19 protein-coding genes are annotated in these 25,147 nt (G+C 72.7%); 12 read left to right on the top strand and 7 right to left on the bottom strand.

The features are described 5' to 3' along the window. The first annotated feature begins 2 nt into the window (after nt 1-2). Genes eboE through J2S43_RS15910 form a run of 3 tightly spaced genes read left to right on the top strand, consistent with a single transcriptional unit; the run spans nt 3 to nt 3,607 of the window. Entirely contained in the window at nt 3-1,160 is a 1,158-nt protein-coding gene (eboE, locus tag J2S43_RS15920) for a metabolite traffic protein EboE (RefSeq protein ID WP_306829908.1), read from the top strand. Beyond that, on the top strand, nt 1,157-2,551 hold the full coding sequence (locus J2S43_RS15915) for an alkaline phosphatase family protein (protein ID WP_306829906.1): 1,395 nt from the start codon (nt 1,157-1,159) through the stop codon (nt 2,549-2,551). Before eboE ends, J2S43_RS15915 begins: the two co-directional genes overlap by 4 nt. Before the next feature lie 12 nt (nt 2,552-2,563). Further along, complete coding sequence (locus J2S43_RS15910; RefSeq protein WP_306829905.1) at nt 2,564-3,607, top strand: polyprenyl synthetase family protein; 1,044 nt, start codon at nt 2,564-2,566, stop codon at nt 3,605-3,607. A 180-nt stretch (nt 3,608-3,787) separates the two neighbouring features. Here the strand turns inward: J2S43_RS15910 and J2S43_RS15905 are convergent, their stop codons facing one another. Then, nucleotides 3,788-4,771 carry a hypothetical protein gene (locus J2S43_RS15905; RefSeq protein WP_306829903.1) on the bottom strand — a complete coding sequence of 328 codons (984 nt, stop codon included), beginning with the start codon at nt 4,769-4,771 and terminating at the stop codon, nt 3,788-3,790. A gap of 285 nt (nt 4,772-5,056) precedes the next feature. Between J2S43_RS15905 and J2S43_RS15900 the strand changes: the two genes are divergently transcribed. Beyond that, the gene (locus tag J2S43_RS15900) at nt 5,057-5,821 is read left to right on the top strand and encodes an endonuclease domain-containing protein (RefSeq protein ID WP_306829901.1); all 765 of its coding nucleotides are present in this window, start codon (nt 5,057-5,059) and stop codon (nt 5,819-5,821) included. Here the strand turns inward: J2S43_RS15900 and J2S43_RS15895 are convergent. Together J2S43_RS15895 and J2S43_RS15890 are read right to left on the bottom strand one after the other, a co-directional pair. Further along, nucleotides 5,782-8,112 carry an Hsp70 family protein gene (locus J2S43_RS15895; protein ID WP_306829899.1) on the bottom strand — a complete coding sequence of 777 codons (2,331 nt, stop codon included), beginning with the start codon at nt 8,110-8,112 and terminating at the stop codon, nt 5,782-5,784. The two genes, J2S43_RS15900 and J2S43_RS15895, sit on opposite strands and share 40 nt — an antisense overlap. A gap of 167 nt (nt 8,113-8,279) precedes the next feature. Next, nucleotides 8,280-8,750 (bottom strand): MarR family winged helix-turn-helix transcriptional regulator, encoded by a 471-nt coding sequence (locus J2S43_RS15890; protein ID WP_306829897.1) that lies wholly within the window; start codon nt 8,748-8,750, stop codon nt 8,280-8,282. A gap of 105 nt (nt 8,751-8,855) precedes the next feature. Between J2S43_RS15890 and J2S43_RS15885 the strand changes: the two genes are divergently transcribed. Together J2S43_RS15885 and J2S43_RS15880 are read left to right on the top strand one after the other, a co-directional pair. Beyond that, a complete protein-coding gene (locus J2S43_RS15885) occupies nt 8,856-9,227 on the top strand; it encodes a DoxX family protein (protein ID WP_306829895.1) in 372 nt (123 codons plus the stop codon). Nucleotides 9,228-9,358: 131 nt separating this feature from the next. After that, a complete protein-coding gene (locus tag J2S43_RS15880; RefSeq protein WP_306829893.1) occupies nt 9,359-11,464 on the top strand; it encodes a M1 family metallopeptidase in 2,106 nt (701 codons plus the stop codon). Between the two features lie 109 nt (nt 11,465-11,573). Here the strand turns inward: J2S43_RS15880 and J2S43_RS15875 are convergent, their stop codons facing one another. From J2S43_RS15875 to J2S43_RS15865, 3 genes are all read right to left on the bottom strand, one after another. Further along, nucleotides 11,574-12,584, bottom strand: a complete 1,011-nt coding sequence (locus J2S43_RS15875) for a sugar phosphate isomerase/epimerase family protein (RefSeq protein WP_306829891.1) — start codon at nt 12,582-12,584, stop codon at nt 11,574-11,576. 277 nt (nt 12,585-12,861) lie between these two features. Continuing rightward, nucleotides 12,862-14,325, bottom strand: coding sequence for an aldehyde dehydrogenase family protein (locus tag J2S43_RS15870; protein WP_306829888.1), 1,464 nt, complete (start codon nt 14,323-14,325; stop codon nt 12,862-12,864). 116 nt (nt 14,326-14,441) lie between these two features. Next, nucleotides 14,442-14,675 (bottom strand): hypothetical protein, encoded by a 234-nt coding sequence (locus J2S43_RS15865; protein ID WP_306829886.1) that lies wholly within the window; start codon nt 14,673-14,675, stop codon nt 14,442-14,444. A 164-nt stretch (nt 14,676-14,839) separates the two neighbouring features. Here J2S43_RS15865 and J2S43_RS15860 point away from each other — a divergent pair, with 164 nt between their 5' ends. Continuing rightward, nucleotides 14,840-15,244 carry an SRPBCC family protein gene (locus J2S43_RS15860; RefSeq protein WP_306829885.1) on the top strand — a complete coding sequence of 135 codons (405 nt, stop codon included), beginning with the start codon at nt 14,840-14,842 and terminating at the stop codon, nt 15,242-15,244. On the opposite strand, the gene J2S43_RS15855 is transcribed toward J2S43_RS15860, so the two are convergent. Beyond that, entirely contained in the window at nt 15,229-16,083 is an 855-nt protein-coding gene (locus J2S43_RS15855) for an AraC family transcriptional regulator (RefSeq protein WP_306829883.1), read from the bottom strand. The two genes, J2S43_RS15860 and J2S43_RS15855, sit on opposite strands and share 16 nt — an antisense overlap. A gap of 144 nt (nt 16,084-16,227) precedes the next feature. Here J2S43_RS15855 and J2S43_RS15850 point away from each other — a divergent pair, with 144 nt between their 5' ends. The 5 genes from J2S43_RS15850 (at nt 16,228) to J2S43_RS15830 (ending at nt 24,980) form a co-directional block, all read left to right on the top strand. Then, nucleotides 16,228-19,470, top strand: a complete 3,243-nt coding sequence (locus J2S43_RS15850) for a hypothetical protein (protein ID WP_306829881.1) — start codon at nt 16,228-16,230, stop codon at nt 19,468-19,470. A gap of 4 nt (nt 19,471-19,474) precedes the next feature. Beyond that, nucleotides 19,475-21,814, top strand: coding sequence for a hypothetical protein (locus J2S43_RS15845; RefSeq protein ID WP_306829879.1), 2,340 nt, complete (start codon nt 19,475-19,477; stop codon nt 21,812-21,814). Nucleotides 21,815-22,066: 252 nt separating this feature from the next. Continuing rightward, the gene (locus tag J2S43_RS15840; protein ID WP_306829877.1) at nt 22,067-23,311 is read left to right on the top strand and encodes an ABC transporter substrate-binding protein; all 1,245 of its coding nucleotides are present in this window, start codon (nt 22,067-22,069) and stop codon (nt 23,309-23,311) included. After that, nucleotides 23,308-24,171, top strand: coding sequence for a carbohydrate ABC transporter permease (locus J2S43_RS15835; protein WP_306829875.1), 864 nt, complete (start codon nt 23,308-23,310; stop codon nt 24,169-24,171). Before J2S43_RS15840 ends, J2S43_RS15835 begins: the two co-directional genes overlap by 4 nt. Then, a complete protein-coding gene (locus J2S43_RS15830) occupies nt 24,168-24,980 on the top strand; it encodes a carbohydrate ABC transporter permease (protein ID WP_306829873.1) in 813 nt (270 codons plus the stop codon). The genes J2S43_RS15835 and J2S43_RS15830 overlap by 4 nt, the downstream gene beginning before the upstream one ends. The last annotated feature ends 167 nt before the right edge of the window (nt 24,981-25,147 follow it).

Below are 25,147 nucleotides of genomic sequence, written 5' to 3'. Positions count from 1 at the left end.
AGATGCGACTGCGGCACCCGGACGGCTCGACCGTCCACCTCGGATACTGCACGAACGTCCACCCGGCCGAGGATCTGCCCGGCATCGTGGCCCAGTTCGACACCTACGCGGTCCCGGTCCGGGAGCGCCTCGGCGTACCCGTGCTGGGTCTCGGATTGTGGCTCGCGGCACCGGTCGCGGCGGGCCTGGCCGCGGACCGGATGGCCGTGCACCGGCTGCGCGCGGAGCTGAGCGCTCGCGGCCTCGAGGTGGTGACGCTGAACGGCTTCCCGTACCAGGCGTTCCAGGCCCCGGTGGTGAAGCACGCGGTCTACTACCCGGACTGGTCCGAGCCGGAGCGCCTGCGGTACACACTGGACCTGGCCGAGGTGCTGGCGCAGCTGTTGCCGGAGGACGCGGCCCGGGGCTCGATCTCCACGCTGCCGCTGGCCTGGCGCACGCCGTGGGACGCGCCGACACGGCAGCGGTGCCACAACAGTCTGGGTGCGCTCGCCGACGGGCTGGCCGCGCTGGAACGGCGCTCCGGCCGTACCGTGCGGGTGGCTTTCGAACCTGAACCGGGCTGTGCCATCGAGTCGACCGCGCAGGCGGCCGACCTACTAAGCACTGTGGACACGTCGCGCCTGGGCGTATGCCTGGACCTGGCACACCTCGCGTGTGCCTGGGAGGACCCGCGCGAAGCCCTGGGCAGGCTGGACGCGGCGGGCGTGCCGGTGGTGAAGGTGCAGGTGTCGGCCGCGCTGGAGAGCACCGACCCGGTCGCGGACGCGCAGGTGCTGCAGGGGTATGTCGAGCCGCGTTTCCTGCACCAGACGCGGTCACCGTCAGGCCTCGCCACCGACGACCTCGACGAGGCGCTGTCCACGATGGATGATGGTCCGTGGCGGGTGCACTACCACGTGCCGCTGCACGCCGAGCCGATCCCGCCGCTGCGGGCGACCACCGGCGTGCTGACCGACGCGTTGCGAGAGATCGTGTCCGGGCCGGCCGCGCGCTGCGACCACCTGGACGTGGAGACCTACACCTGGGGCGTGCTGCCGCCCACGCGACGACCGTCCACACCGGACGAGCTGGCCGGTGGGATCGCGGCCGAGCTGGCGTACGCGCGGGATCTGCTGACGACGCTCGGACTGACGCACACCGTGGAGGCGACCCGATGACCACCCCGCTGCTCGTGCTCGACGTGGTCGGGCTGACCCCGCGCCTGCTCGCCCACATGCCCCGGCTGTCCGCGATCGGCTTCCAGGCCGAGCTGGGCACCGTGCTGCCGGCCGTGACCTGCTCGGCGCAGTCGACGTTCCTGACCGGCCTGATGCCGTCCGAGCACGGGATCGTCGGCAACGGCTGGTACTTCCGTGACCTCGGCGAGGTCTTCCTGTGGCGGCAGCACAACCGACTCGTCCAGGGCGAGAAGCTGTGGGACGCGGCGCGCGCGGCCCGGCCCGGCTACACGGTCGCGAACGTGTGCTGGTGGTACGCGATGGGCGCGGACGTGGACTGGACGGTCACGCCCCGCCCGATCTACTACTCCGACGGCCGCAAGGAACCGGACTGCTACACGTCTCCGCCGGACCTGCACGACGAGCTGACCGCGAGACTCGGCGAGTTCCCGCTGTTCACCTACTGGGGCCCGAACGCCGGGATCGCGTCGTCCACCTGGATCTGCCGTGCCGCCGAGCAGATCATGGCAGACCACGATCCGGACCTGACGCTGGTCTACGTGCCGCACCTAGACTACGACCTGCAACGATTCGGCCCGTCCTCACCGGAGGCGGCCGCGGCTGCCCGCGCGGTGGACGAGATCCTGGCCCCGCTGCTCGATGCGGCCGCGGCCCGAAACGCCACCGTGGTCGCGCTGTCCGAGTACGGGATCACCGACGCGCACCGCCCGGTCGACATCAACCGTCTGCTGCGCACCGAGGGACTTCTCCACGTTTACACGCAGGACGGCATGGAATACCTCGATCCGTGGACCTCCGCCGCGTTCGCCGTCGCCGACCATCAGATCGCGCACGTCTACGTCCGGGACCCGGCTTCGGTGGAGCGCGTGCGCGCGCTGTGCGAGAAGCTGCCCGGCGTCGACGCGGTCCTGGACAAGGCCGGGAAGCAGGCGCACGGCCTCGACCACGAGCGGGCCGGTGACCTCGTGCTGATCGCGGACCCGGACGCCTGGTTCACCTACTACTACTGGCTCGACGACGCCCGTGCCCCCGACTTCGCCCGGGCCGTCGAGATCCACCGTAAGCCCGGCTACGACCCGGCCGAGCTGTTCTTCGACCCGGCGAATCCCGGCGCCGCGAAGATGCGGGCCGCGGCGGCCCTGCTGCGCAAGAAGACCGGCTTCCGCTACCTGATGAACCCGGTCGGCCTGGACGCCGGCGCTCGCGCGGTCCGCGGCTCGCACGGCCGGCTCCCGGCCGGCCCGCAGGACGGCCCGGTGCTGATCTGCTCCGATCCGGCGCTCGCCCGGGAGCGCTTCGAAGCCGTACAGGTGAAGGATCTGCTGTTGCGCGCGGCCGGGCTCACCCATGACGCTGTCTCCATCGACTAGGGAGGGCCGCCGATGACGGCCGACGTCGTCGCGAACGCCGGCGCGCTGCGGGAACGCTGCGAGACCGCGCTGGCGGACTGGCTGGACCGGCAGCGCCCGGACTGGCCGGACCCGGCCGTGTTCGACATGATGCGCCGGTTCGTGCTGCACGGCGGCAAGCGGCTGCGCCCGATGTTCTGCTACTGGGGCTGGCGCGGTGCGGGCGGCGACGACGGCCCGGAGATCGTGTCCGCCGCGGCCGCGCTGGAACTGTTCCACGCGTTCGCGCTGATCCACGACGACATCATGGACGGCAGTGACCTGCGCCGCGGCGAGCCGTCCGTGCACCGCCGGCTCGCCGACGAGCATCACCGGCGCGGCTGGCGCGGCTCCTCCGGTGCCTATGGCGCCGGTGCCGCGCTGCTCGTCGGCGACCTGCTGGCCGCATGGGCCGACGAACTGTTCGCCGTGGCCGACCGGGACCGGCGCGGCGCCGCGCTGTTCGCCCGCATGCGCACCGAGGTGATCGCCGGGCAGTACCTCGACCTGCGCGCCGGCGCCGGCGCCGGCACGGTCGCGGACGCGCTCACCGTGGTCCGGATGAAGGCCGCCCGCTACACCGTCACCCGCCCGTTGCAGATCGGCGCCGCGCTGGCCGGTGCCGGCGATGACCTGCTCGCCGCCTACCGTGCGTTCGGCGACCCACTCGGCGACGCGTTCCAGCTCCGCGACGACATCCTGGGCGTGTTCGGCGACCCCGCGATCACCGGCAAACCCGCGCTCGACGACCTCCGCGAGGGCAAGCAGACGGTGATGCTCGCGCTCGCCCGCGACCACGCCACCCCGGCCCAGGCCGCACAACTCGACCGCCTGGTCGGCGACCCGCTCCTCGACGAGCCCGCCGCCGCCACGCTCCGCCAGATCCTCATCGACACCGGCGCCCTCACCCGCACCGAACGCATGATCCACATCCGCGCCGAGGCCGCCCACGCCGCCCTCGCCGCCGCCCCCATCACCCCCGAGTCCGCCGCCGCCCTCACCGAACTCGCCACCCGCACCATCCACCGCCTTTCATAACCCAAAACCCCTTCCCGGGTACGCACCAGCGCGTCCTCTCCCCGGCGGCGCTCCGCGATCCGGCCGCCGGCCGCCTCCGTGGCCCACTCCCGCACCACCCCCGTCCCGCACCCCACCGCCGGGCTGACCCGGCGGTCACCACGCTGCCGCGCCGCGCCGTCACATTGCGACGCCGCGCCATCACATGGCACTGCCGTGCTGCGCGCCGCGTTGCCGTGCCGCGTTGCCGTGCCGCGCTGCCGTGCCGCGTTGCCGCGCCGTGCCGCGTTGCCGCGCCGTGCCGCGTTGCCGCGCCGTGCCGCGTTGCCGCGCCGTGCCGCGTTGCCGCGCCGTGCCGCGTTGCCGCGCCGTGCCGCGTTGCCGCGCCGTGCCGCGTTGCCGCGCCGTGCCGCGTTGCCGCGCCGTGCCGCGTTGCCGCGCCGTGCCGCGTTGCCGCGCCGTGCCGCGTTGCCGCGCCGTGCCGCGTTGCCGCGCCGTGCCGCGTTGCCGCGCCGTGCCGCGTTGCCGCGCCGTGCCGCGTTGCCGCGCCGTGCCGCGTTGCCGCGCCGTGCCGCGTTGCCGTGCCGCGTTGCCGTGCCGCGTTGCCGTGCCGCGTTGCCGTGCCGCGTTGCCGTGCCGCGTTGCCGTGCCGCGTTGCCGTGCCGCGTTGCCGTGCCGCGTTGCCGTGCCGCGTTGCCGTGCCGCGTTGCCGTGCCGCGTTGCCGTGCCGCGTTGCCGTGCCGCGTTGCCGTGCCGCGTTGCCGTGCCGCGTTGCCGTGCCGCGTTGCCGTGCCGCGTTGCCGTGCCGCGTTGCCGTGCCGCGTTGCCGTGCCGCGTTGCCGTGCCGCGTTGCCGTGCCGCGTTGCCGTGCCGCGTTGCCGTGCCGCGTTGCCGTGCCGCGTTGCCGTGCCGCGTTGCCGTGCCGCGTTGCCGTGCCGCGTTGCCGTGCCGCGTTGCCGTGCCGCGTTGCCGTGCCGCGTTGCCGTGCCGCGTTGCCGTGCCGCGTTGCCGTGCCGCGTTGCCGTGCCGCGTTGCGTTGCCGCGCGAATGTGTACCGAGCGCATGCCGGATCCAGGGAGCGCGAGTTGCTGGGCTCTCGTTTCCGACGCTCGATCGTGAACAGGCCGATCGGGCGCTTCGCACCCGAAATTTCGTGACAAAGTCGCTCTGCGGAGCAGAGATCATCCGTCGTATGAACGAAATCCACGTTATGTGGCCCTTATAACGTGGATTTCGTTCATACGACCGTGGATCTTGCGGCGTTGGCGGAGTGTCGGAGGGGCACGGCAGGATGCGGGAGTGGTTCGACGAGCATCCATACCGGAGGAGCTTCGGTTTCTGCCGTTTCGCGGCAGCCGGGCGGTCACGGCCGGCCTGCTGTCCCGGCGGCAGCTGGAGTCGCCCGCGTGGCGACGGCTGTTTCACGGTGTCTATGTAGCCGCGGCGGAGTTCGACACAGATGATCATCGAATGTGGTGTGATGCCGCGGCCCTGATACTGCCGGCGGGCGCGGCGATCAGTGGTGCGAGCGCGGCGTACCTGTTCGGGGCCCGGATCCTGGCGCGCGGTGCGGCGGTGACGGTGACCGTTCCGCCACCGCGGCGGCTGCGGGAACAGGAACGGCTCCGGGCAGTGCATCAGCAGCTGCCGCATGGTGACGTGGTCAGCTTCGGTGGGTTGCCGGTGACGTCTCCCGCACGGACGGCGTTCGACCTGGGACGGCAGGTGGGCCGGCGGGCCGCGATCGTGGCGTTGGACGCGTTGCTGCACCGGAGGCTGGTCAGGGCCGATCGGCTGGCGGCATATGCGATGCGCCGGTCCGGCTGGCCGGGCGTGGCGCTCTTCACGGCACGGCTGGCGGAGGCGGAGCCGTTGGCCGAGTCGCCGATGGAGACGCTACTCCGCCTCCTGATCACGGATGCCGGCCTACCGCGCCCGGCCGCCCAGTACGACGTGACGACAGCGGACGGGCGGTGGCTGGCCCGGGTCGATCTGGCCTATCCCGATCTGCGAATCGCCATCGAGTACGACGGTGATCACCATCGGGCCCGGGACACCCATCGGCACGACATCGTGCGGGAGCGGCGGCTGAAGGGGGACGGCTGGTTGGTCCTGCGCTTCATGGCCGACGACGTCCACCGGACCCCGGACCAGACCGCACAGATCATCGCCGCCGCCCGCCGCCGGTCGACGGCTCAGGGTGTCTCGGCGGTGCGGGTGAGTTCGACGCCGTAGAAGGTGCCGTAGATGACGAGGGTGTCGTCGTCACATTCGTAGGAGGAGGGATCGTCGCTGGTGGTGAGGTTGCGGGAGTTGTCGAGTTTGCCGTTGAGGAGGAGTTTGGACGTGCCGGAGGCGGTGGCGTCGGTGGCGGTGAGCTCGCCGCCGGTGGTGGTGTAGCGGCCGGTGATGGAACCGGTGACGATGTGCTCCCAGTTGTCGCCGCGGACCGTGGCCTTGAACGGGGAGCCGCTGTAGACGACCTCGTAGGTACCGTCGGCGCGGTAGGTGTCGGTGCCGGTGTCGTAGCCGGTGAAGTCGGTCGGCTCGCCGTCGATGGTGTTCTCGATGACGTACTTCTGCTGCTTCCAGACGCCGACCACGCACGGGTCCAGGCCGGGGCTGACCGACGGGGCCGGGGACGGGCCGTCCGCGAACGGCCAGCTGCCGGTCGCGGCTGCGCGGACCGTGAGTGAGGTGGCCAGGGCCAGGGTGAGGACGCTGACAACGGCGATGGCGATGACCAGTCCGCGGCGGGCGGACGAGGCGGGGATGCCGGTGGCCGGTGCCATGCCGCCGGAGACGGGTGCGTCGGCCCCGGAGACCGGTGCGACCGGCGGATACCCGGGCGGGGAGGCGGCCTGATATCCGGAGGCAGCCGGGCGCCCGGGAGGCGTCCCACTGGACTGCGCGGCCGGATGCCCGGGTGGAGGTGCAGCCGGATGTTCGGGCGGGGGAGACGGCGGATACCCGGCCGCGGGCGGGTATCCCGGCGACTGAGCGGGCGCGTGCATCACCCGTGGGTACCCGCCCTGCGGCGAGACCGGCGAGTGCCCGCCCTGCGACGGAACCGGCGGATGCCCGCCCTGCGGCGAGACCGGCGAGTGCCCGCCCTGCGACGGAACCGGCGGATGCCCGCCCTGCGGCGAGACCGGCGAGTGCCCGCCCTGCGACGGAACCGGCGGATGCCCGCCCTGCGGCGAGACCGGCGAGTGCCCGCCCTGCGACGGAACCGGCGGATGCCCGCCCTGCGGCGAGACCGGCGGGTACCCGCCCTGCGACGGAACCGGCGGATGCCCGCCCTGCGGCGGGATCGGGGCCGACCGTGCCGGGTGCGCGACCGGCGGGTGCCCGCCTGCCTGCGGCCCGCCCGCCTGCTGTCCCCCCGGCTGGTGTCCGGTGGGCCAGGGCCCGGCCGGGGGCTGGCGGACTCCGGGCGCGGGCACGGCGGGCGGCGGGCTCGCTGTCGGGGTGGTCGCGTAGAGCGCGCCCTCCGCGACCACGAGTTCCGGCTGGTCGAGCAGGGTTGGGCGTACCCCCAGGGCCTGATAGAGCAGTGAGGCGGTCAGCGGCATGCGGCTCGCGCCGCCGACCAGGAAGATGGCGGCCGGGGTGCCGCCGGCGCCGGCCACCACGCGGCGGGTCGCGACCAGTGTGCGTTCCAGGATCGGGCGGGCGGCCTGGTCGAGTTGCTCGCGGCCGAGCGGGGCCTCCTCGTCGAAGATCGGCACGTGCAGCACGGTGGAGGTGGCCCGGGACAACACCTCCTTGGCGGTACGCGCGCCGTCCCACAGCGTGCGGGCGGCGCGCCGGTCCGCGCGGCCGGCCGGTGCGGCGAGGCGCTGCCAGGTGGCCGGGTCGCGGGCCGCGTACGTGCGAGCGAGCAGTTCCACGACCGCGGCGTCGACGTCCGTGCCGCCGGTGTCGTCCAGGCCCTCGGAGGCGACCACCCGCAGGCCGTGCGGCTCCGCGCGGACCACGGAGACGTCGAACGTGCCGGCGCCGAAGTCGTAGACGACGACCTGGCCGCCGGGCGGGATGCGGCCCGCGGCGCGCCGCACCACGTAACTGGCCGCGGCGACCGGCTCGGGCACCAGCGTGACCTCGGGGAAGACGGTGCGGGCCGCGGCCTCGAGGCGTTGCCGGCGCTGCGTGGCCCAGGCGGCGGGGTGGGTGAGCACGACGGTGCCGACCGGGCGGCCGGCGACCCGGCCGGCCTCCGCGGCCACGTGGCCGAGCACGGTGCCGATCACCGACTCGACGGACGGCTGCGCGGTGCCGAGCAGCATCGTCTCCTCGTCGATGTGCCGTTTCGGGTGCGGCTCGTAGCCGGCCGGGTCGGTCTGCGCGGCGTGCTGGGCGTCGCGGCCGACGATGAGGCGGCCGGACGGGTCGGCCCAGACCGCGGACGGCAGCAGCGGTGAGCCGTCGAACAGCAGCGGCGTGGGCGGGCGGCCGTCGACCGCGAGCATCCCCACGGTGTGGGAGGTGCCGAAGTCGATGCCGAGCCGCGCACCCGCGTTCACACCGGACACGGTACGGCGTCCACGCCACCCTCGAAGGCCCCGGAAAACCGGAAACACGAACCGATTTCCCGCTTCCGGCGTGGTCGCTCTCCGAGTGCTCCCGCGGGCACCGGTCGGCCCCGAGGGGGCCTCCCTGCCGGCCGGGTGGGTGGCTGAGCCGGAAGACCTCAGCAGGGGCCCTGCGGGTTGATCGTGCGCATGACCCGGGTGGCGATGTCGCCGAGCTGCCGGACCTGCGCCTTGGTGGTCGGGTCGAAGACGAGCCGGCGGACCTCCGCGACGTGGCCGGGCGCGGTCGCGACGACCTTGTCCCAGCCGTCGTCGGTGAGGGTCGCGAGCGTGTAGCGCCCGTCGGCCGGGTCGGGACTACGTCGTACCCACGCGCGTTTCTCCAGGCGGGAGACCGCCTGCGAGAGGCGCGGCAGGGAACCCTCGCACAGCGCGGCGAGCGTGCTCATCCGCATGGTGCGCTCGGGCGCCTCGGACAGGCCGGCGAGGATCAGGTATTCGAAGTGGCTGATCCCGGCGTCGCGTTGCAGCTGGGCGTCGAGCGCCGCGGGGAGTGCCATGAGCAGCCCGGCCGTCGTCTTCCAAGCCTCCAGCTCGTCGGCTTCGAGCCAGCGGGGTTCGTCGGTCACGGACCCAGTATAACTTCAGCGCTGAAGTCAGGATGACTTGCGCGTTTAAGGCAGTGCCACTAGGTTTCACTTCACCGTTTAACTGATGTGAAGTCTTGGGGAGTTATGAACATCGTTCTTTGGGTCGCCGCCGGGCTGCTCGCCGCCGCCTTCCTGTTCTCCGGCGCGTTCAAGCTGGCCCTGTCGCACGAGAAGTACGTCGCGTCGCAGCCGTGGGCCGCGGACGTGCCGGCCTGGGTGCCCAGGGTGATCGGCGTGCTGGAACTGCTCGGCGCGGCCGGGCTGATCCTGCCGGCCGTGCTCAGCGTCGCCCCGATCCTGGTGCCGCTGGCCGCGACCGGGTTGGGCGTGATCATGGCCGGGGCGATGGTGGTGCACGTGCGGCGCGCGGAGTTCGCGGCACTGGCGCCGAACGTGGTGCTGCTGATCCTGGCCGCGTTCGTGGCCTGGGGCCGGTTCGGTCCGTACGCGTTCTGACCGGGGGTGGTCACGGTGCACGACAGCGTGACCACTTTTCCACGCAGTCGACTATGGGCATGCCTCGATCGCTTTTCGGCGCTAGTGTCCCCTGCGGGGCACAAGCGGAATCGACGAGCATGGGGGCTTGGATGCTGCGAAGGACGACCCTGATCGGCACCGTCATCCTGGCGATGCTGCTGACCGGCGCGCAGGGCGCGGCGGCACACGGCGGCGGGTTCACGCCCGGCGCACCCGGAGTGGGCGACCCGTATTTCCCGCTCGACGGCAACGGCGGTTACGACGTCCGCCACTACGACCTCGACGTGCGCTACACGCCGGCCACCGACGTGCTGGCCGGCGCCGCGACGATCAGCGCGCGCGCCACGCAGAACCTCTCCGCGTTCAACCTCGACTTCGACGGGCTGACCATCCGGTCGCTGACCGTCGACGGCGCGCCCGCCCGGTGGACCCGCGACGGCGCGGAGCTGACCGTGACGCCGCGCCGCGGGCTGCCGAAGAACCGGTCGTTCACCGTGGTGGTGCGCTACGACGGCGTGCCGCAGACGATCGACGACCCCAACCTCGGGCGGACCGGCGTGTTCCACACCGACGACGGCATGCTCATCGCCGGCCAGCCGGACGTGGCCGCCACCTGGTTCCCGGTCAACGACCACCCGACCGACAGGGCGTCCTACACGATCAAGCTGACCGTGCCGCAGGGCCTCGAGGCGGTCGCGAACGGCGCGCTCACCGGCACCCGCACCCGCGGCGGCTGGACCACCTGGACCTGGGACGCGCCCGAGCCGATGGCGTCGTACCTGGTCACCGCCAACGTCGGCGAGTTCCGGCTGAACGCGTACCGGTCCGGTGGCATCCGCTACTGGGACGCGGTCGACCCGGACCTCTACGCGCCACCGGCCGCGCCCAGCACCGGCGAGCGGTTCGCGCTCAGCGGCGTCGGCGAGCCCGGCTACCGGCGGCTGACCCGCACGCTCGACGTGCCGGCCGGCGGTGCCACGCTCGGCTTCGACGCCACGCTCGCGGTCGAGGGCGACTGGGACTTCTTCCTGGTCGAGGCGCGCACGCCCGGCCAGGACGACTGGACCACGCTGCCGGACACGAACGGCCACACCACCACCGCGACCGGCGCGGTCTGTGCGTACGCGGAGGCGCTGCACCCGTTCCTGCTGCACTACGTGACGCCCGGCGCCGACGGTGCCTGCGCGTCCGCGACCGGCACGACCGGTGAGTGGAACGCCGCGACCGGCGCCAGCGACGGCGTGCAGGAGTGGTCGGTCGACCTGGGCGACTGGGCCGGCGGACAGGTCGAGGTCTCGCTGACCTACGTCAACGACGACGTGGTGACCCCGGCCGGCGTGTTCATCGACGACGTGGTCGTCTCCACCGGGCAGGGCGACACCTCCTTCGAGGAGGACGGTGACGCGTTCGACGGCTGGACGCCGGGCGGCCCGCCGGAGGGCTCCGCGCCGAACCCGGCACAGTGGAGCGTCGGTGACGCCGACGACATCGTCACCACCGGCGACATCATCGACGCCACCTTCGCCCGGCAGCCGGAGATCATCGACTTCCTGTCGGACACGTTCGGGCCGTACCCGTTCCGCACCTCCGGCGGCATCGTCGACGACATCGACGGGCTCGGCTTCGCGCTGGAGACGCAGACCCGGCCGATCTACACGAAGGCGTTCTTCAGCAGCGCGGCGAGCGGCGCCGGCGTGGTCGTGCACGAGCTGGCCCACCAGTGGTACGGGGACAGTCTCGCGCTCGCCCGCTGGCAGGACATCTGGCTCAACGAGGGCTTCGCGTCGTACGCGGAGTGGCTGTGGGCGGAGCACGAGGGCGGCCCCACCCCGCAGCAGATCTTCGAGGGGAACTACGCGGCCATCGCGGCGGATTCCTCCTTCTGGCAGGTCGAGATCGGCGACCCGGGTCCGGAGGCGCTGTTCGCCGGCCCGGTCTACACGCGCGGTGCGATGACACTGCAGGTGCTGCGCAACCGGGTCGGCGATGCCGCGTTCTTCAAGATCTTGAGGGGTTGGGCGTCGTCGCGGGCCGGTGGCACCGTCACCACACCGCAGTTCATCGCGTTCGCGGAGCGGGTCTCCGGGCAGCAGCTCGACGACCTGTTCCAGGAGTGGCTGTTCACGACCACGAAGCCGACGATCACCACGGCGGCGTCCGCCGCGAAGGCGGCACCGGGCCTGATCGGGCCGGTGCAGCCCAAGCTGCGCCGCTGACGGCAAGCGGCCGGGCTCCGGTGCGGAGCCCGGCCGGTGCGGCGGAGCCCGGCCGGTGCGGCGGAGCCCGGCCCGTGCGGCGGAGCCCGGCCCGTGCCGCGGCGGACGGTCAGCGGTCGGCGGAGGAGAAGGCGGCGTCGAAGGCCGCGTCGGGCGCGTCGAACGCGAGGTTCCGGACGAACTTCAGCGCCTCGGGCGCGCCGACCAGGCGGTCCATGCCGGCGTCCTCCCACTCGATCGAGAGCGGCCCGGTGTAGCCGATCGCGTTCAGCGCGCGGAAGCAGTCCTCCCACGGCACGTCGCCGTGGCCGGTGGAGACGAAGTCCCAGCCGCGCCGCAGGTCGGCCCACGGCAGGTGCGAGGAGAGCCGGCCGCGCCGCCCGTCGCCGGTGCGGACCTTCGCGTCCTTGCAGTCCACGTGGTAGATGCGGTCGGCGAAGTCCAGGATGAAGTTCACCGGGTCCAGCTCCTGCCACACGAAGTGCGACGGGTCCCAGTTCAGGCCGAACGCGGGGCGGTTGCCGATCGCCGCGAGCGCCCGCTTCGTCGTCCAGTAGTCGTAGGCGATCTCCGACGGGTGCACCTCGTGCGCGAACCGCACGCCGACCTCGTCGAAAACGTCCAGGATCGGGTTCCACCGGTCCGCGAAGTCCTGATAGCCGCGCTCGATCATCGCGGGCGGCACCGGCGGGAACATCGCCAGCGTGTGCCAGATGGACGAGCCGGTGAACCCGACCACGGTCTTCACGCCCAGCTTCGCCGCGGCCCGCGCGGTGTCCGCGATCTCCGCGGCGGCGCGCTGCCGCACGCCCTCCGGCTCGCCGTCACCCCAGATCCTGGCCGGCAGGATGTCCTGGTGCCGCTCGTCGATCGGGTGGTCGCAGACGGCCTGCCCGACCAGATGGTTGGAGATCGCGAAGACCTGCAGGTTGTGCTTGGCGAGCTGCTCGCGCTTGCGGTCCACGTACGACTCGTCGGCCAGCGCCTTGTCCACCTCGAAGTGATCGCCCCAGCAGGCGATCTCCAGGCCGTCGTAGCCCCACTCCGAGGCGAGCCGGCACACCTCCTCGAACGGCAGGTCCGCCCACTGGCCGGTGAACAGCGTGATCGGTCGCGCCATGTGTCTGTCTCCCTCGGTGCCCTCGGGTGCCGCAGCGCGCCTGAGCGTGCCGCGGCGGTTCTGTTGCCGTGACGGTGCGCGGCGACCGCCGGGTGCCCACGGCAGGAGAGCCGGGCGGCGGTCAGCCGATCGGGGCGAGGGAGCCGGAACCGGATCCGCCGCGGCACACCGCGCTCCGGGCCGACGGTGACCAGCACACTGTGCTCAACCCCGGGCGGGTTGCGCCTCCCGCCCGAGCCGTCGGCCCGCGGGAGCACCCGCGGATCCGGAACCCACGCTAGACCACCCGATCGCCGCTTTCCAGTGCCGTGGCGACCCGCGCCGGGTTCTTGTAGACGTACTGCGTTTGTAGCTCCGCGTAGCCGTCGACGCCGGCCGTCCCGCACTCACGCCCGATGCCGGAGTCCTTCACGCCGCCGAACGGGATGTGCGGCGCGACCTCCGCGTGCGTGTTCACGTACGCGGTGCCGCACTCCAGCCGCGCGGCGAGCCGCTCACCGGCCGCGATGTCCGAGGTCCAGACCGAGCCGCACAGCCCGTACGGCGTGTCGTTCGCGGCCGCGATCGCCTCGTCCACGTCGCGGAAGCTCAGCACCGGCAGCAGCGGCCCGAACTGCTCCTCGTCCACGACGCGCATGCCCGGCCGCACCCCGGTCAGGATCATCGGCGCCTGGAAGTAGCCGGCGCCGTCCGCCCGCGCGCCCGCGTTGGCCGGCTTCGCGCCGTGCGTGAGCGCGTCGTCGAGCAGCAGGCGCACCCGCTCGTACTGCGGACGGGTCGAGATCGGGCCGAACGAGCCGCCCGCGGACTCCGGCACCGGCGTGGCCGCGTCGGCCAGCCGGGCCAGCGCCTCCACCATCCGCGGGTAGATCGACTCGTGCACGTAGAGGCGCTTGACCGCGGCGCACACCTGCCCACTCATGATCATGGAGGAGGTGAACAGCTGCGCCGCGACCAGGTCGACGTCCACGTCCGGCAGCACGATCGCGGCGTCGTTGCCGCCGAGCTCCAGCACCACCCGCTTCAGCGCGGGCGCCGCGACGGCCGCGATGTGCCGGCCGGCCTCGACCGAGCCGGTGAACGAGATCAGTGCGGTGTGCGGGTGCGAGACCAGCGCCTTCCCGGTGTCGTCGCCGCCGGCCACGACATTCACCACGCCGGGCGGCACGACGTCCTTCCAGACCTCGCCGAGCAGCAGCGTGGCGAACGGCGTGAACGGCGACGGCTTCAGCACCACCGTGTTCCCGGCCAGCAGCGCGCCGGCCACCTTCACGCACGCGATCAGGATCGGCGAGTTCCACGGCGTGATCGCGGCGACCACGCCGACCGGCTTGCGGACCACCCGCACCAGCCTCTCGTCGTTGTCCTCGATGACGTCGACCGGCAGCGGCGCCGCCGCGTGATGACCGAGGAACGCCGGCCCGCCGTAGGCCTCGATCGCGCCGCCCATCGCCCCCTTCTCCAGCGCGGACACCGCGACCACGGCCTCCAGGCGCTCGGTCAGCGCCTCCGCCATCGCGCCGATCACCCGGCGCCGTTCCCGGTCGCCGGCCGCGTACCAGCCAGGCTGCGCCCGCCGGGCCGCCGCGATCGCCGCGTCGACCAGGTCGTCGGTCGCCTCCGGGCAGTCGCCGATCGGCGACCGGGTGGCCGGGTTCTCGACCGGAAACGTCGCGTCGTTCCGGACGATCCGGCCGTCGATGAGGTGTCCCAGGCCGGCGATCGTGGCTTCGATGTCCATGTCCGGCGTCCTCCCGCAAAGTCTCGTCACTGGGTGTGCTGTCGCCGTTTCGAAGTCATGCTAATCAATGCATGCGCCGATCGGGCCGGACGATCACCAGGACGTGGGGCGGACGGTCAGGCCGGGTCCCGGCCGGTCTCGCGGTCCTGCGCGCGCACCACCGGCATGTCCAGCCCTCGGTCCGCGCCGAGCTGTGCGATCTGGCGCAGGAGCCGGCGCCGGACCGGCCCGGTGATGTCCGCGGTGCCGGCGGACATCACCTCGAACTCGGCGCGGCCGGCCCGCATCCGGCGGCTGACCGAGGTGAAGCCCATCGAGCGGTACGTCGGGATCAGGCTTGCGCGGCTCATCATCACGATCCGCCGCCCGCCGCGGCGATCCTCCCACCGTTGCGATCCTCAATGGACCGATCGGCGGCACGAATTCGACGATCGAAAGCAATCGGGTGTACGTGACGGGGGCGCTCCCGGTCGTACCGTCGGCTGGTCTGGATTCTTCGAGAGGACCACAGGGCATGACCGGGTACGACGTGTCCGCGCGATCGGCAGCGACGGCGGACGTCATCTTCGAGCTTCTGATCACGCCGGCCACCTGGCCCGCATGGTCACCGATCGACGCGGCCGAGGCGGAGGACGGCGACCCGGCGGCACCGCAGCGGGCCGGCGACGTGCGCATCTTCCGGACCGGGCGCACGATCAGCCGCGAGCGGATCACCGCGCTGACGCCGGGCCGGCGGATGGAGTACGGCGGCGGCACGCTCCGCGACTACCGGGCCAGCGTGGACCTGCGGCCGAGACCGGACGGCGGCACCGACATCCGCTGGACCGGCACGTTCGGCAACGGTCCACTGTGGGGGCCGTTCATGACCTGGTACATGCGGCGGATGGCGCGCGGCCTCGCCGCCTACGCCGAGCGGTAACGGGACGGGCGCACGCCGACCTCGCGCAGGAACGCGGCCGACAGGTGCGCCGGGCTGGAGAACCCGCAGCGGTCCGCGGTCTCGGCCACGCTCACGCCGCGATCCAGCAGCCGGCGCGCCTCGCCGATGCGCAGCCGCATCAGGTAGCGGTGCGGCGTCAGCCCGGTCGCGCGCGTGAAGACCCGCAGGAAGTGGTACGGGCTGAGCCCCGCCGCCGCGGCCAGCTCCGCCACGGCCGGCGGCCGGTCCAGGCGCTCCCGCATCAGCGCGACGGCCCGGCGCACGCGCGCGTCCGTGGCCACCCGCGGGACGCGACCGGCGGCCGTGACCAGGTGCGCGGCCAGGAACTCCGCGGCCGAGTCGGCGTAGAACGGATCGGCACCGCGGTCCGCGGCCGCGGCCAGCGACGGCAGCAGCGTGCCGAGCAGCGCCGGATCCACGGACGTCACGGCCGGCGCGTCCAGCTCCGCCGCGACCCGGCCGACCAGGCCCGCCGGCAGGTGGACGTGCACGCTGCTCATCGGCGCGGTGGCGGCCCAGCGCACCCGGGTCGCCACGCCCGGCCGCGCGCGGCCCACGGTCCCGGGCGCGATCACGGTCTCCCGCCAGCCGTCGCCGGTGTCCACGTGCATGCGGCCGGCGCCCGCGGTGAGCACCCAGAGGTGGTGGTCGGTGGAGGCCGGCAGGACCAGGTGACCGGCCGCGTCCGGGTGGGTGAAGCGCTGGACGAGCAGCGCGCGCCAGCCGGGCCCGGCCCAGCTGTTCAGCGTGTGCGCGGCGAACGGCCGCTGGTCGAACCCGGCGTAACCACCCATGTCGAACCGGGCCTGACGCTCCACGCCGCCACTGTATCCGCTGTCCGGGATCGGCCCGCGCGGAGGCGGCGCGAGCGGGGAAAATACAGAGATCGGCCGCGCGCACGAGAATTTCACCCCGATGGGCAGTCGTTGTACGCGCCGGGGAATCGATCCCTCCCTCGGAACATGGAGAATCTCTTCCGCCTCGCGCTGGTGCGTCCGGCCGTGGCACAGGACCCGGATGCGCCGAGCATCCAGTTGACCCAGGAGACCACCTACCAGACGGCGCTGCGCGACGCCGTGACCGGTGGCACCGGCCGGCAGGGGATCGAGCAGGCCTCGCGGACGTTCGCCGCGTCCGCGGACTTCGCGGCCGAGCCCGGCTCGACGCCGTTCGGCCGGCAGCTCGACACGCTCTCCGCCCGCCTCGACACGCTGCTCGGCGGCGACGGTGACGTCTCGTTGCGGTCGGTCACCGACGCGATCCGCAACGCGCTCGGCGCGGACGCGGCCGCGGTCATCCGGGACACCCGGTACACCGACACGGTCCGGCGGCTGCGCGACAGCCTCCTCGCGATCAAGACGCTGCAGGACCAGCACGCCCGGCCGCTCGAACACCTGACCCGCCAGCTGCGCACCGCGGTGCTGGTCGCGGACGCGGCCGCGGGCACGATCCGCACCGAGGGCGGCGGCCCGAACCCGGACGTGGACGTGCCCGCGCTGCGCCGCCGGCGCCGCCGCTCGATCGCGCTGCCGCTCGCCCTCGGCCTCGGCTCCCGGCTGTCCACCCGCGAGGCCGAGCGGGAGCTGCGCGAGCAGCGGGCCGCCGCGATCGCGGCCCGGAACGAGGAGATCGCCGCGCTGCTGGCCGAGCACGAGGCGCTGCGCACGTCCGTCGCGGAGCTGTCCGGACTGGAGTCCACGCACTACCGCGTCTCCGAGCGCGCCGGCAGCACGGCCACGCCGGCGCCGCCGGACGTCCGGTTCGGCAACGTGATCCGCGCGGCCGGCAACTACGCGGCCGGCCTGCGCGAACGGCACCTGCACCAGCTCCCCGGGATCCCGCCGGGCCCGGCCGTCGCGGCGGGAGCCGCGGGAGCTGCGGGAGCTGCGGGAGCTGCGGGAGCCGCGGGAGCCGCGGGAGCCGCGCGCTCCGAGGGATCGGACGCCGCGGCGGAGGGTGAGGTGCCCACGCCGCCGCCCGGGGTGGACACGCCCTACGCCGCGCTCGCGCAGACGCTGGTCGGCGTGCCGGACGTGGTGATACCGGGCCGGGGCGCGTTCGTCCCGCCGGACCTGCCCGAGGTCGGCTTCGTGCTGAAGCAGTCCGCGGCCGGTGCGCTGTCCGAGCCGACCCGGGCGCTGCTCGCCGACCGCGGCCTGGACGTCGGCGCGGTCCCGCTGGACCGGCTCACCCACCGCCTCGAGGCCGACCTGGCGAGCACGGTGCACCGGCTGGAGACCGTGGCCGGCCGTCCGGAGCGCCGGTCGCTGGTGCGGTTCGGCGACGCGTTGATCTCCATCCGTACCCCCGTGACGACCGGCTGGGGTGAACTCGGCACCGGCGGCGTGGTGGAGTTCCCGGCCCCGGTGCCGATGCCCGGCAGCGTGCCGGAGACGAAGGGCGCCGTCGCACCGGCCGGCATCGCGGACCTGCTCCTGGTCCGGCAGCAGCTCACCGGGTACGAGGGGGCCGACGTCGCGCACATCGAGAATGTGCTGCGCGGCGAGCGGAAGGTGCGCGAGCACTCCCGCCGGGAGGAGAGCGAGCTGATCACGTTCGCCGAGACCGAGACGTCGACGACGGAGGAGCACGAGCTGGCGACCAGCGACCGGTTCGAGATGGCCCGGGAGACGAGCGCGACGATCCGGGAGGACGTCGAGCTGAAGGCCGGGCTCAGCATCTCCGGCAGCTACGGGCCGACCGTGGAGTTCGCGGCCAGCGCGGAGGGCTCGGTCTCGCGCGGCAAGGAGGAGGCGACCCGGGCCGCGGCCTCGTTCTCCCAGGACGTGACGGAACGCAGCTCCCGCAAGATCGCCGAGCGGGTACTGCAGCGGGCCACCACGCGGACCACCACGGAGACGATCGAGAAGAACACGCACGAGCTGAACAACACGGCGCAGAACGCGCAGCACATCTCCGGCGTCTATCAGTGGGTCAACAAGCGCTACCAGGCGCAGATGTTCAACTACGGGCTGCGCGCGATGTTCGACTTCATGGTGCCGGAGCCGGCCGCGTTCCTGATCGCCGCGATGGACCGGGCGCACACCAGCGCGCTCACACTGACCAAACCGCCCGCGTTCACGCTGCTGCCGGCGCAGCTCAACGAGGGCAACTACGGCTACTGGGCCACCCAGTGCGGCGCCACCGACGTCACGCCGCCGCCGGAGCTCTACCGGACCAAGTCGGCGGACTTCAAGGCCGGCGGCGGCGACCACAAGACGAACTACAACCACTCCGCGCAGATCGCGATCGACGACGGCTACCGCGCGGTCTACGGCACGGTCGGCGCGGTCCGCAACGTCTGGGACGTCGACGAGAACACCATCGACGTGGTGCTCGGGCGGCGCACCCAGCGGATGGGCGACGGGTTCTGGTTGTGGACCACCACGCTCGACGACGAACTCGGCTCGATCCCGCTGGCGATCGACACGTTCCGCTGCTCCCAGGTCGCGGTCGCGATCGAGGTCAAGTGCCAGCGGACGGACACCGCGCTGGAGAGGTGGCGGCTGGAGACGCACGCGAAGCTGGCCACCGCGCACAAGGCCCAGGTCGCGGACTACGAGGAGAAGCTCGCCGCGATCAAGCTGCAGGCCGGCGTGGCGATCCGCGGCCGGAACCCGTTCGCGAACCAGCTGACGATCCGCCGCGAGTTGCAGAAGAACTGCGTGAGCATCCTGACCGACCAGCACTTCGACCTGTTCGACGCGGTCGTCGACGCGCCGTCCAACGGGTTGCCGCAGATCGACGTGACCGAGGCGGCGCGCGAGGGAGCCTACGTGCGGTTCTTCGAGCAGGCCTTCGAGTGGGAGAACATGTCCTGGATCAGCTACCCCTACTTCTGGGGCAGCAAGGACCAGTGGGACGAGCGGCTGGGCTACGACGACCCGGACCCGGCGTTCACCGACTTCCTCCAGGCGGGGTACGCGCGTGTCACCGTACCTGCGCGCCCGGGTTTCGAAGGGGCGATCGACCACTTCCTGACGTTCGGCGAGATCTGGAACGGCGGCCCGCTGCCGTCCATCTCCAGCCCGCTCTACCTGCCGATCGCGGACGAGATCGCGGAGCGGCTGGACCGCCCCGGCGCCGAGGTCCCGCAGGGCGACCCGTGGCCGGTGCTGATCCCGACGAACCTGGTCCGCCTGCGCACCGACGGCGGGCTGCCCCGCTGGGTGCAGAACGCCGGCGGCCAGTGGGTCGAGGGCTGACCCGGTGGGCGACGTCTCCCGGCACCGCGACATCTTCCTGTTCACCCGGGACTCGATGCCGGACCAGCTGCTTACGCAGTCCCGGCTCACCCGGGACGACCTCAGCTTCCTGGAGATCGGCAACTACCTGACGGACGTGTCCCAGTTCCGTGACCCGGTCACGTTCATCTTCGCCAAGCAGCGTGTCTGGCGGGACCAGGTGATCCCGAAGGTCGCCCGAAGGGTGAACGGCGCGCGGGCCGGCGTCGGCATCGCGGCGGCGCTGGTCGCGGTCGGTGGTGCGGTGGCGCTGCTCGCCGGCGAGAAGGCGCTGGGCACCGCGGCCGCGGCGACCGGCCTGGGTGTCGGGCTGGCCGACCTGCTGTTGTCGCCGGAGAACATCGCGGACCTGCGCGACGCCGACGGCTGGCTCGACCGGATGCTCGGTGTCCCGCCCGAGCAGGTGCCACCCGGCGCGCGCAACCGGGACGAGCTGCACTACGGCCTGGTCGGCGAGTTCTTCCGGTACGGCATCGAGGGCGTCACGCACCTGCTCTTCGCCCGGAACGTGACGACCCGCGTGCGCGGCGGCTGGGGCAGCGTCACACCGGTCGCGCAGTCCCGGCTGACCGAGGTCTTCACGGAGTTCTTCACCCAGTACTGGCCGCACGAGCACACCGACCAGCCACCGTACGTGTGGGACGCCAGCAGACGACCCGCGGCGACCGGCATGTACGGTCCCGGCCGCCGCGGGCGCAGCCTCACCGAGCCGGACGCCGGCGTGATGAACGCGGTCGACACGCACTACGTCGGCTACCTCGGCGAGGAGCTCGCGCTGCTCGAGGCGGACTGGCGGGCACTGCGGCCGGACGACGCGGCCGGCCGGCAGCGCGCGCTGGTCCGGATGGGCAAGCTCCTGCACGGCGTCGAGGACTGGTACTTCCACTCCAACGCGATCGAGCTGCTGCACGCCCGCGCGCACACGCCCCGGCAGGGCGAGGCGGAGAACGACGAGGCGTTCCTGGAGCGCTTCGTCCGGGACGTCACCGGGCCGGACTTCGGGCCCGGGCCCACCGGTGTCCGGATGCGGCGCAAGCTCTTCCGGCGGCTGCGGTTCCCGGTGTACGAGCGGGGTGACCGCATCCAGAGCGGCGGGAAGCTGAGCCGGACCGCGCCGTCCACGCCGGTGCTGCGGTTCGCCTACCCCGCGTTCCCGTCCTCGCAGGACACCGCCACCACGCTGCTGCATCCGCTGGAGAATCTGGAGGCCAAGATCCTGCACCCGGGCGGAGGCGGCGGAGGAGGAAACTCGTTCGATCGATGGGCGCCCTGCCTGCTGCAGCGGCTCGCGACCGCCCCGGACGGCGCGGCCACGGACCTGCGGGAACGGATCCGGCGCACCGGTGCACTCACCGACGCGGCGCTGACCGCTGCCTCGCGCGCCGGCGGACCCGCGCAGCAGGCCCAGGCCGCGTCCGCGAACGCGTTGCGCGAGTGGGTGCCGCTGGTGGTCACGCTGCTCGACGAGAGCGAACGGCGGCGGCTGCTGGCGAACGTGCCGCCGCACCAGTGGCCGCCCGCGGACCCGGCATCGGTGCCGCCGCACACCGGCGACGAGAACCCGGAGGTCGACGCGCAGCTGCGGCGGCACGCCGACGCGCTCAAGCCACGGGAGACCGAGGGCGGCCGGAGGGAGAACAACTACCAGAGGGCGGCCCGCTACCTGGCCGAGTGCGGCTACATCAACGCGCACGGCCGGGACGCACTGATCCGGGCGTTCGACATCGATGCGCGATCGCAGGCGCTGCTGGCGGACGCACCCGGTGCGGGCGGCTTCCTGATGACGTTCGCGCTGGAGCTGCAACAGTCGCGCGACGACGGCGAGAGGGCGGCCGCGCGGCTGGACCAGGACCCGGAATCGGTGAAGGGCCGGCTGTCGGACAACACGTCCTTCGCCGAACACGTCGGCTCGCACTCGCTGATGTCCAAGGACACGACGACGTCGGCACCGTTCTTCCAGGACACCGTGGTGCTGGCGAGCGTGGCGTCCAGCTGTGTCATGACGGTCATGCTGGAGCAGGTGAGCGGCCCGGTCACGACCGGCCGGCGGCTGGTCTGGGAGGACCTCCTGCACCACCTGATCCGGCTGCCACCGGAGAACGGCTGGGAACGGCAGTCGCTCACCTTCCATGGCGCCAACAACCGCATCCCGACCCTCGCCGACCTGCCGGAACTCGCGCGGGTCGCCGCGGCGGCGAGACGCCCGGCGCCGCCGGTGCAGCCGGGTAAGCAGAGCAAACGCACTCAGCTGGAACTGCTCTACCGCCGGCTGGAGACGACGCTGTCCGGCTACCGGCATCCGTGAGGCCCGCGGCGCCCGGCCGGCGGGCGCCGCGGGTATCCGTACCGTCGCGGTGGGGTTTTGTCGGTATTTGCGGTTGGCGTATGAGAGTCCGCAGGTTCGTAAATGCCGCTCCAGCAACCCGGCCCGGGCACTCAGCCGGAGGTTCGTATATGCGCATCCGTCGCTCTTGACGGACCGGCAGGTCATGGCCAAGCTTCGCGGTTATCAGTAAATGAACTACTAACGAACCTGGTTCGTGGACAGGGGCTTCTGATGACCATGCGCAGGTACGTCGCCATACTGCTCGCCGTCGCGCTGACCGCCGGCTGCGGCGGGGGAGCGGCGGACGACGACGGCGGCGGGGAGCTGGTCTTCGCCAACTGGCAGTGGCTGGAGCCCGGCCGCGGCGAGGCGCTCTGGACCGCGGTGAACGGCTACACCACGGCCGACCCGGCGGTCACGCTGAAGCAGCAGGCGATCGCGCGCAAGGACTACGAGAGCACGCTCAAGACCCAGATCGGCGCGCGCGGCGGCCCGGACCTGCTGATCATCCCGGACACGTTCCTGCCCGAGCTGGCCGAGGCCGGCGCGCTCGAACCGCTCGACGACGTGCTCGACGACGCCGGGAAGGCCGCGCTCAACGCCACCAATGACGCCGGCGTGCTCGACGGCGAGCAGGTCGGCTACGCCTGGGAGATCGTCAACTACGCGCTCTTCTGGAACACGAAGGTGCTCGACCAGGCCGGCGTGCAGCCGCCGACCGACTTCCCCGGCCTGGTCACGGCCGCCAAGACGATCAAGGACAAGACCGGAAACCCCGGCTTCGCGGTACGCCACCAGATCAACGAGGAGGCGCCCTGGTGGATCGACTTCTCCAACTGGTCGTACGGCTTCGGCGGCGCCTGGTCGAAGGACGGCGCGCTCACCATCGACGCGCCGGGGAACGTCGCCGCGGTCACCGCGTTCCGTGACATGTACACCAGTGGTGCGATGGCGGTCGGCGACGACGCGTCCACGTTCCGCTCGAAGTTCAAGGCCGGCACGGTCGGCATGATGATCGACAACAGCTCCGCGCTGGCCACCATGGTCGCCGGCAACACGGTCGTGCCCAGCACCGGCGTCGGCGCGAGCCCGCTGCCGTTCCCGGCGAAGGCCAGCGGCCAGGCCGGCTTCTTCATCGGCATCAACGCGTTCTCGAAGAACAAGACGGCCGCGAAGAAGTGGCTGCGCTGGTTCTACGGCGCCGGCCCGCAGAAGCAGGCCGCGGCCGCGCTCGGCGCCAGCGTGCTCGGCACCGACACCACCCCGCCGGCCGAGTTCGTCACCGCGAACCCGTGGGTGCCGACGTTCCAGGCCCAGGCCGCGCTGTCCGCGGACGCGGTGATCGACGGGTTCGAGACCGAGACGCCGCAGATCCGGCACATCGTGCTGACCGAGGTGGAGAAGGTGCTGGTCGACGGCGAGGACCCGGCCGTCGCACTGGCCCGGGCGCAGGAGGCGGCGGAGAAGCTGCGGTGAGGCGCACACCCTACATCTTCGCCTCGGCCGCGGCCCTCTACCTGCTCGTCTTCACCGCCTGGCCGCTGCTCGACGGGATCCGGCTCTCCTTCACCGACACCCGGCTGCTCAACCCGGCGGCCGGCGAGTGGATCGGCACGGACAACTACGCGGCGCTGCTCGCGGACCCGGGGTTCGCGGCCACGCTCGGCGTCACGCTGCTCTACAGCGCCGCGACCGTCGCCGGCGCGCTGCTGCTCGGCACGGCCGCCGCGGTGCTGCTGGACCGGTCGTTCCGCGGCCGGACCGCGCTGCGCACGCTGCTCACGCTGCCCTGGGCCGCACCGACGGTCGCGGTCGCGCTGATCTTCGTCTGGATCTTCAACGTCGACGACGGCGTACTCAACGCCGCGACCGGGGCCGCCGGGCTGGGCCGGCACGGCTGGCTCACCGCGTACGCGCTGGCCACCGTGACCGCGGTGTCCGTGTGGAAGGTCTTCCCGTTCGTGATGCTGGTCGTGCTCGCCGCGCTCCAGGCCGTACCCCGGGAGCTGCTCGAGTCAGCGGTCGTCGACGGCGCCGGCCCGGCCACCGTCTTCCGCCGGGTCACCTGGCCGTTCCTGGTGCCCACGCTGCGCGTCGTCGCACTGCTGATGACGATCTGGTCGTTCCGCCGCTTCGAGATCATCTGGCTGCTCACCCAGGGCGGTCCGGTCGACCGCACCACCACGCTGGTGATCGACGTCTACCGCACCGCGTTCCTCGAATCCGACCTCGGCCGGTCCGCCGCCATCGGCACGGTCGGGCTGCTGCTGTCCGCGCTCGCCACCGTCGCCTACGCCCTCGCCGAACGGCGCTCCACCGCAAAGGACCTGACATGAGGGTACGGTTCATCGCGCTCGTCCCGCTCGTCCTCGTCGCGGGCTTCCCGCTCTACTGGATGGTGGTCACCGCCACCCGGCGCCAGGAGGAACTGTTCGGCGGCGGCGTGCACTGGCTGCCCGACGTGACCCGGCTCGGCACCGCGTTCACCGCCGCGGCCGAGGGCGCGCCGATGCTGCGCTGGCTCACCAACAGCGCGTTCGTCGCGGCCGGCACCACCGTGCTCAGCCTGGCGCTCGCCGTCCTCGCCGCGTACGCGCTGTCCCGCTTCTCGTTCCGCGGGCGCGGCGTGTTCGGCTTCGCGCTGTTCGCCACGCAGATGCTGCCCGAGGCGCTGATCGTCGTACCCCTCTATGCGTTGTTCCTGACGCTCGGCCTGCTCAACAACCTGTGGGGCCTGGTGCTCGGCAACACCGCGTTCGCGATGCCGGTCGCGGTCTGGATCCTCAAGACCGCGATGGACGGCGTGCCCCGGGAGATCGAGGAGGCGGCCGAGCTGGACGGCTGCTCCCGCTACGCCATGCTGCGCCGCATCGTGTTGCCGCTGATCACCCCGTCGCTGGCGGCCGCGGCCGTGCTCGCGTTCTTCGACAGCTGGAACGAGTTCCTGCTCGCCAACACGTTCATGGTCGACGAGGAGAAATGGCCCGCCTCCAAGGGCCTGGCCTCGTTCGTCGGCGAGTTCGTCACCCCGATGCCCACCGTCATGTCCGCCGCACTCCTCTTCACCCTCCCGGCCGTCGTCTTCTTCCTCCTCGTCCAGCGCCACATCGTGGCCGGCCTCACCGCGGGCGCTGTCAAGGGCTGACGGCTCCCTCCTCGTTCAGCGCTCATCGTGGCCGGCCGCACCGCGGGCGCGATCAGGGGCTGACGGCTCCCGCCCGCCCCCGGTCACCACGAGGAGCGGCTCCCGGTCCGGGACGCGCGGGCGAGATCGTGGTCTCGGACGAGACCGGCGCGGAGCTGCGGATCGCG

Origin of the sequence: Catenuloplanes nepalensis, assembly GCF_030811575.1 — a bacterium.
GTDB classification, from domain to species: domain Bacteria; phylum Actinomycetota; class Actinomycetes; order Mycobacteriales; family Micromonosporaceae; genus Catenuloplanes; species Catenuloplanes nepalensis.
This window is presented reverse-complemented; position numbering and strand designations above follow the sequence as displayed.

What these genes read in the sequence shown, in the direction of transcription:
- J2S43_RS15905 (WP_306829903.1), bottom strand. Translation starts at nt 4,771, where the DNA reads ATGATCTCTGCTCCGCAGAGCGACTTTGTCACGAAATTTCGGGTGCGA.
- J2S43_RS15850 (WP_306829881.1), top strand. Translation starts at nt 16,228, where the DNA reads ATGGAGAATCTCTTCCGCCTCGCGCTGGTGCGTCCGGCCGTGGCACAG.
- J2S43_RS15915 (WP_306829906.1), top strand. Translation starts at nt 1,157, where the DNA reads ATGACCACCCCGCTGCTCGTGCTCGACGTGGTCGGGCTGACCCCGCGC.
- J2S43_RS15910 (WP_306829905.1), top strand. Translation starts at nt 2,564, where the DNA reads ATGACGGCCGACGTCGTCGCGAACGCCGGCGCGCTGCGGGAACGCTGC.
- J2S43_RS15840 (WP_306829877.1), top strand. Translation starts at nt 22,067, where the DNA reads ATGACCATGCGCAGGTACGTCGCCATACTGCTCGCCGTCGCGCTGACC.
- J2S43_RS15865 (WP_306829886.1), bottom strand. Translation starts at nt 14,675, where the DNA reads ATGAGCCGCGCAAGCCTGATCCCGACGTACCGCTCGATGGGCTTCACC.
- J2S43_RS15860 (WP_306829885.1), top strand. Translation starts at nt 14,840, where the DNA reads ATGACCGGGTACGACGTGTCCGCGCGATCGGCAGCGACGGCGGACGTC.
- J2S43_RS15875 (WP_306829891.1), bottom strand. Translation starts at nt 12,584, where the DNA reads ATGGCGCGACCGATCACGCTGTTCACCGGCCAGTGGGCGGACCTGCCG.
- J2S43_RS15830 (WP_306829873.1), top strand. Translation starts at nt 24,168, where the DNA reads ATGAGGGTACGGTTCATCGCGCTCGTCCCGCTCGTCCTCGTCGCGGGC.
- J2S43_RS15870 (WP_306829888.1), bottom strand. Translation starts at nt 14,325, where the DNA reads ATGGACATCGAAGCCACGATCGCCGGCCTGGGACACCTCATCGACGGC.
- eboE (WP_306829908.1), top strand. Translation starts at nt 3, where the DNA reads ATGCGACTGCGGCACCCGGACGGCTCGACCGTCCACCTCGGATACTGC.
- J2S43_RS15880 (WP_306829893.1), top strand. Translation starts at nt 9,359, where the DNA reads ATGCTGCGAAGGACGACCCTGATCGGCACCGTCATCCTGGCGATGCTG.
- J2S43_RS15885 (WP_306829895.1), top strand. Translation starts at nt 8,856, where the DNA reads ATGAACATCGTTCTTTGGGTCGCCGCCGGGCTGCTCGCCGCCGCCTTC.
- J2S43_RS15900 (WP_306829901.1), top strand. Translation starts at nt 5,057, where the DNA reads ATGTGGTGTGATGCCGCGGCCCTGATACTGCCGGCGGGCGCGGCGATC.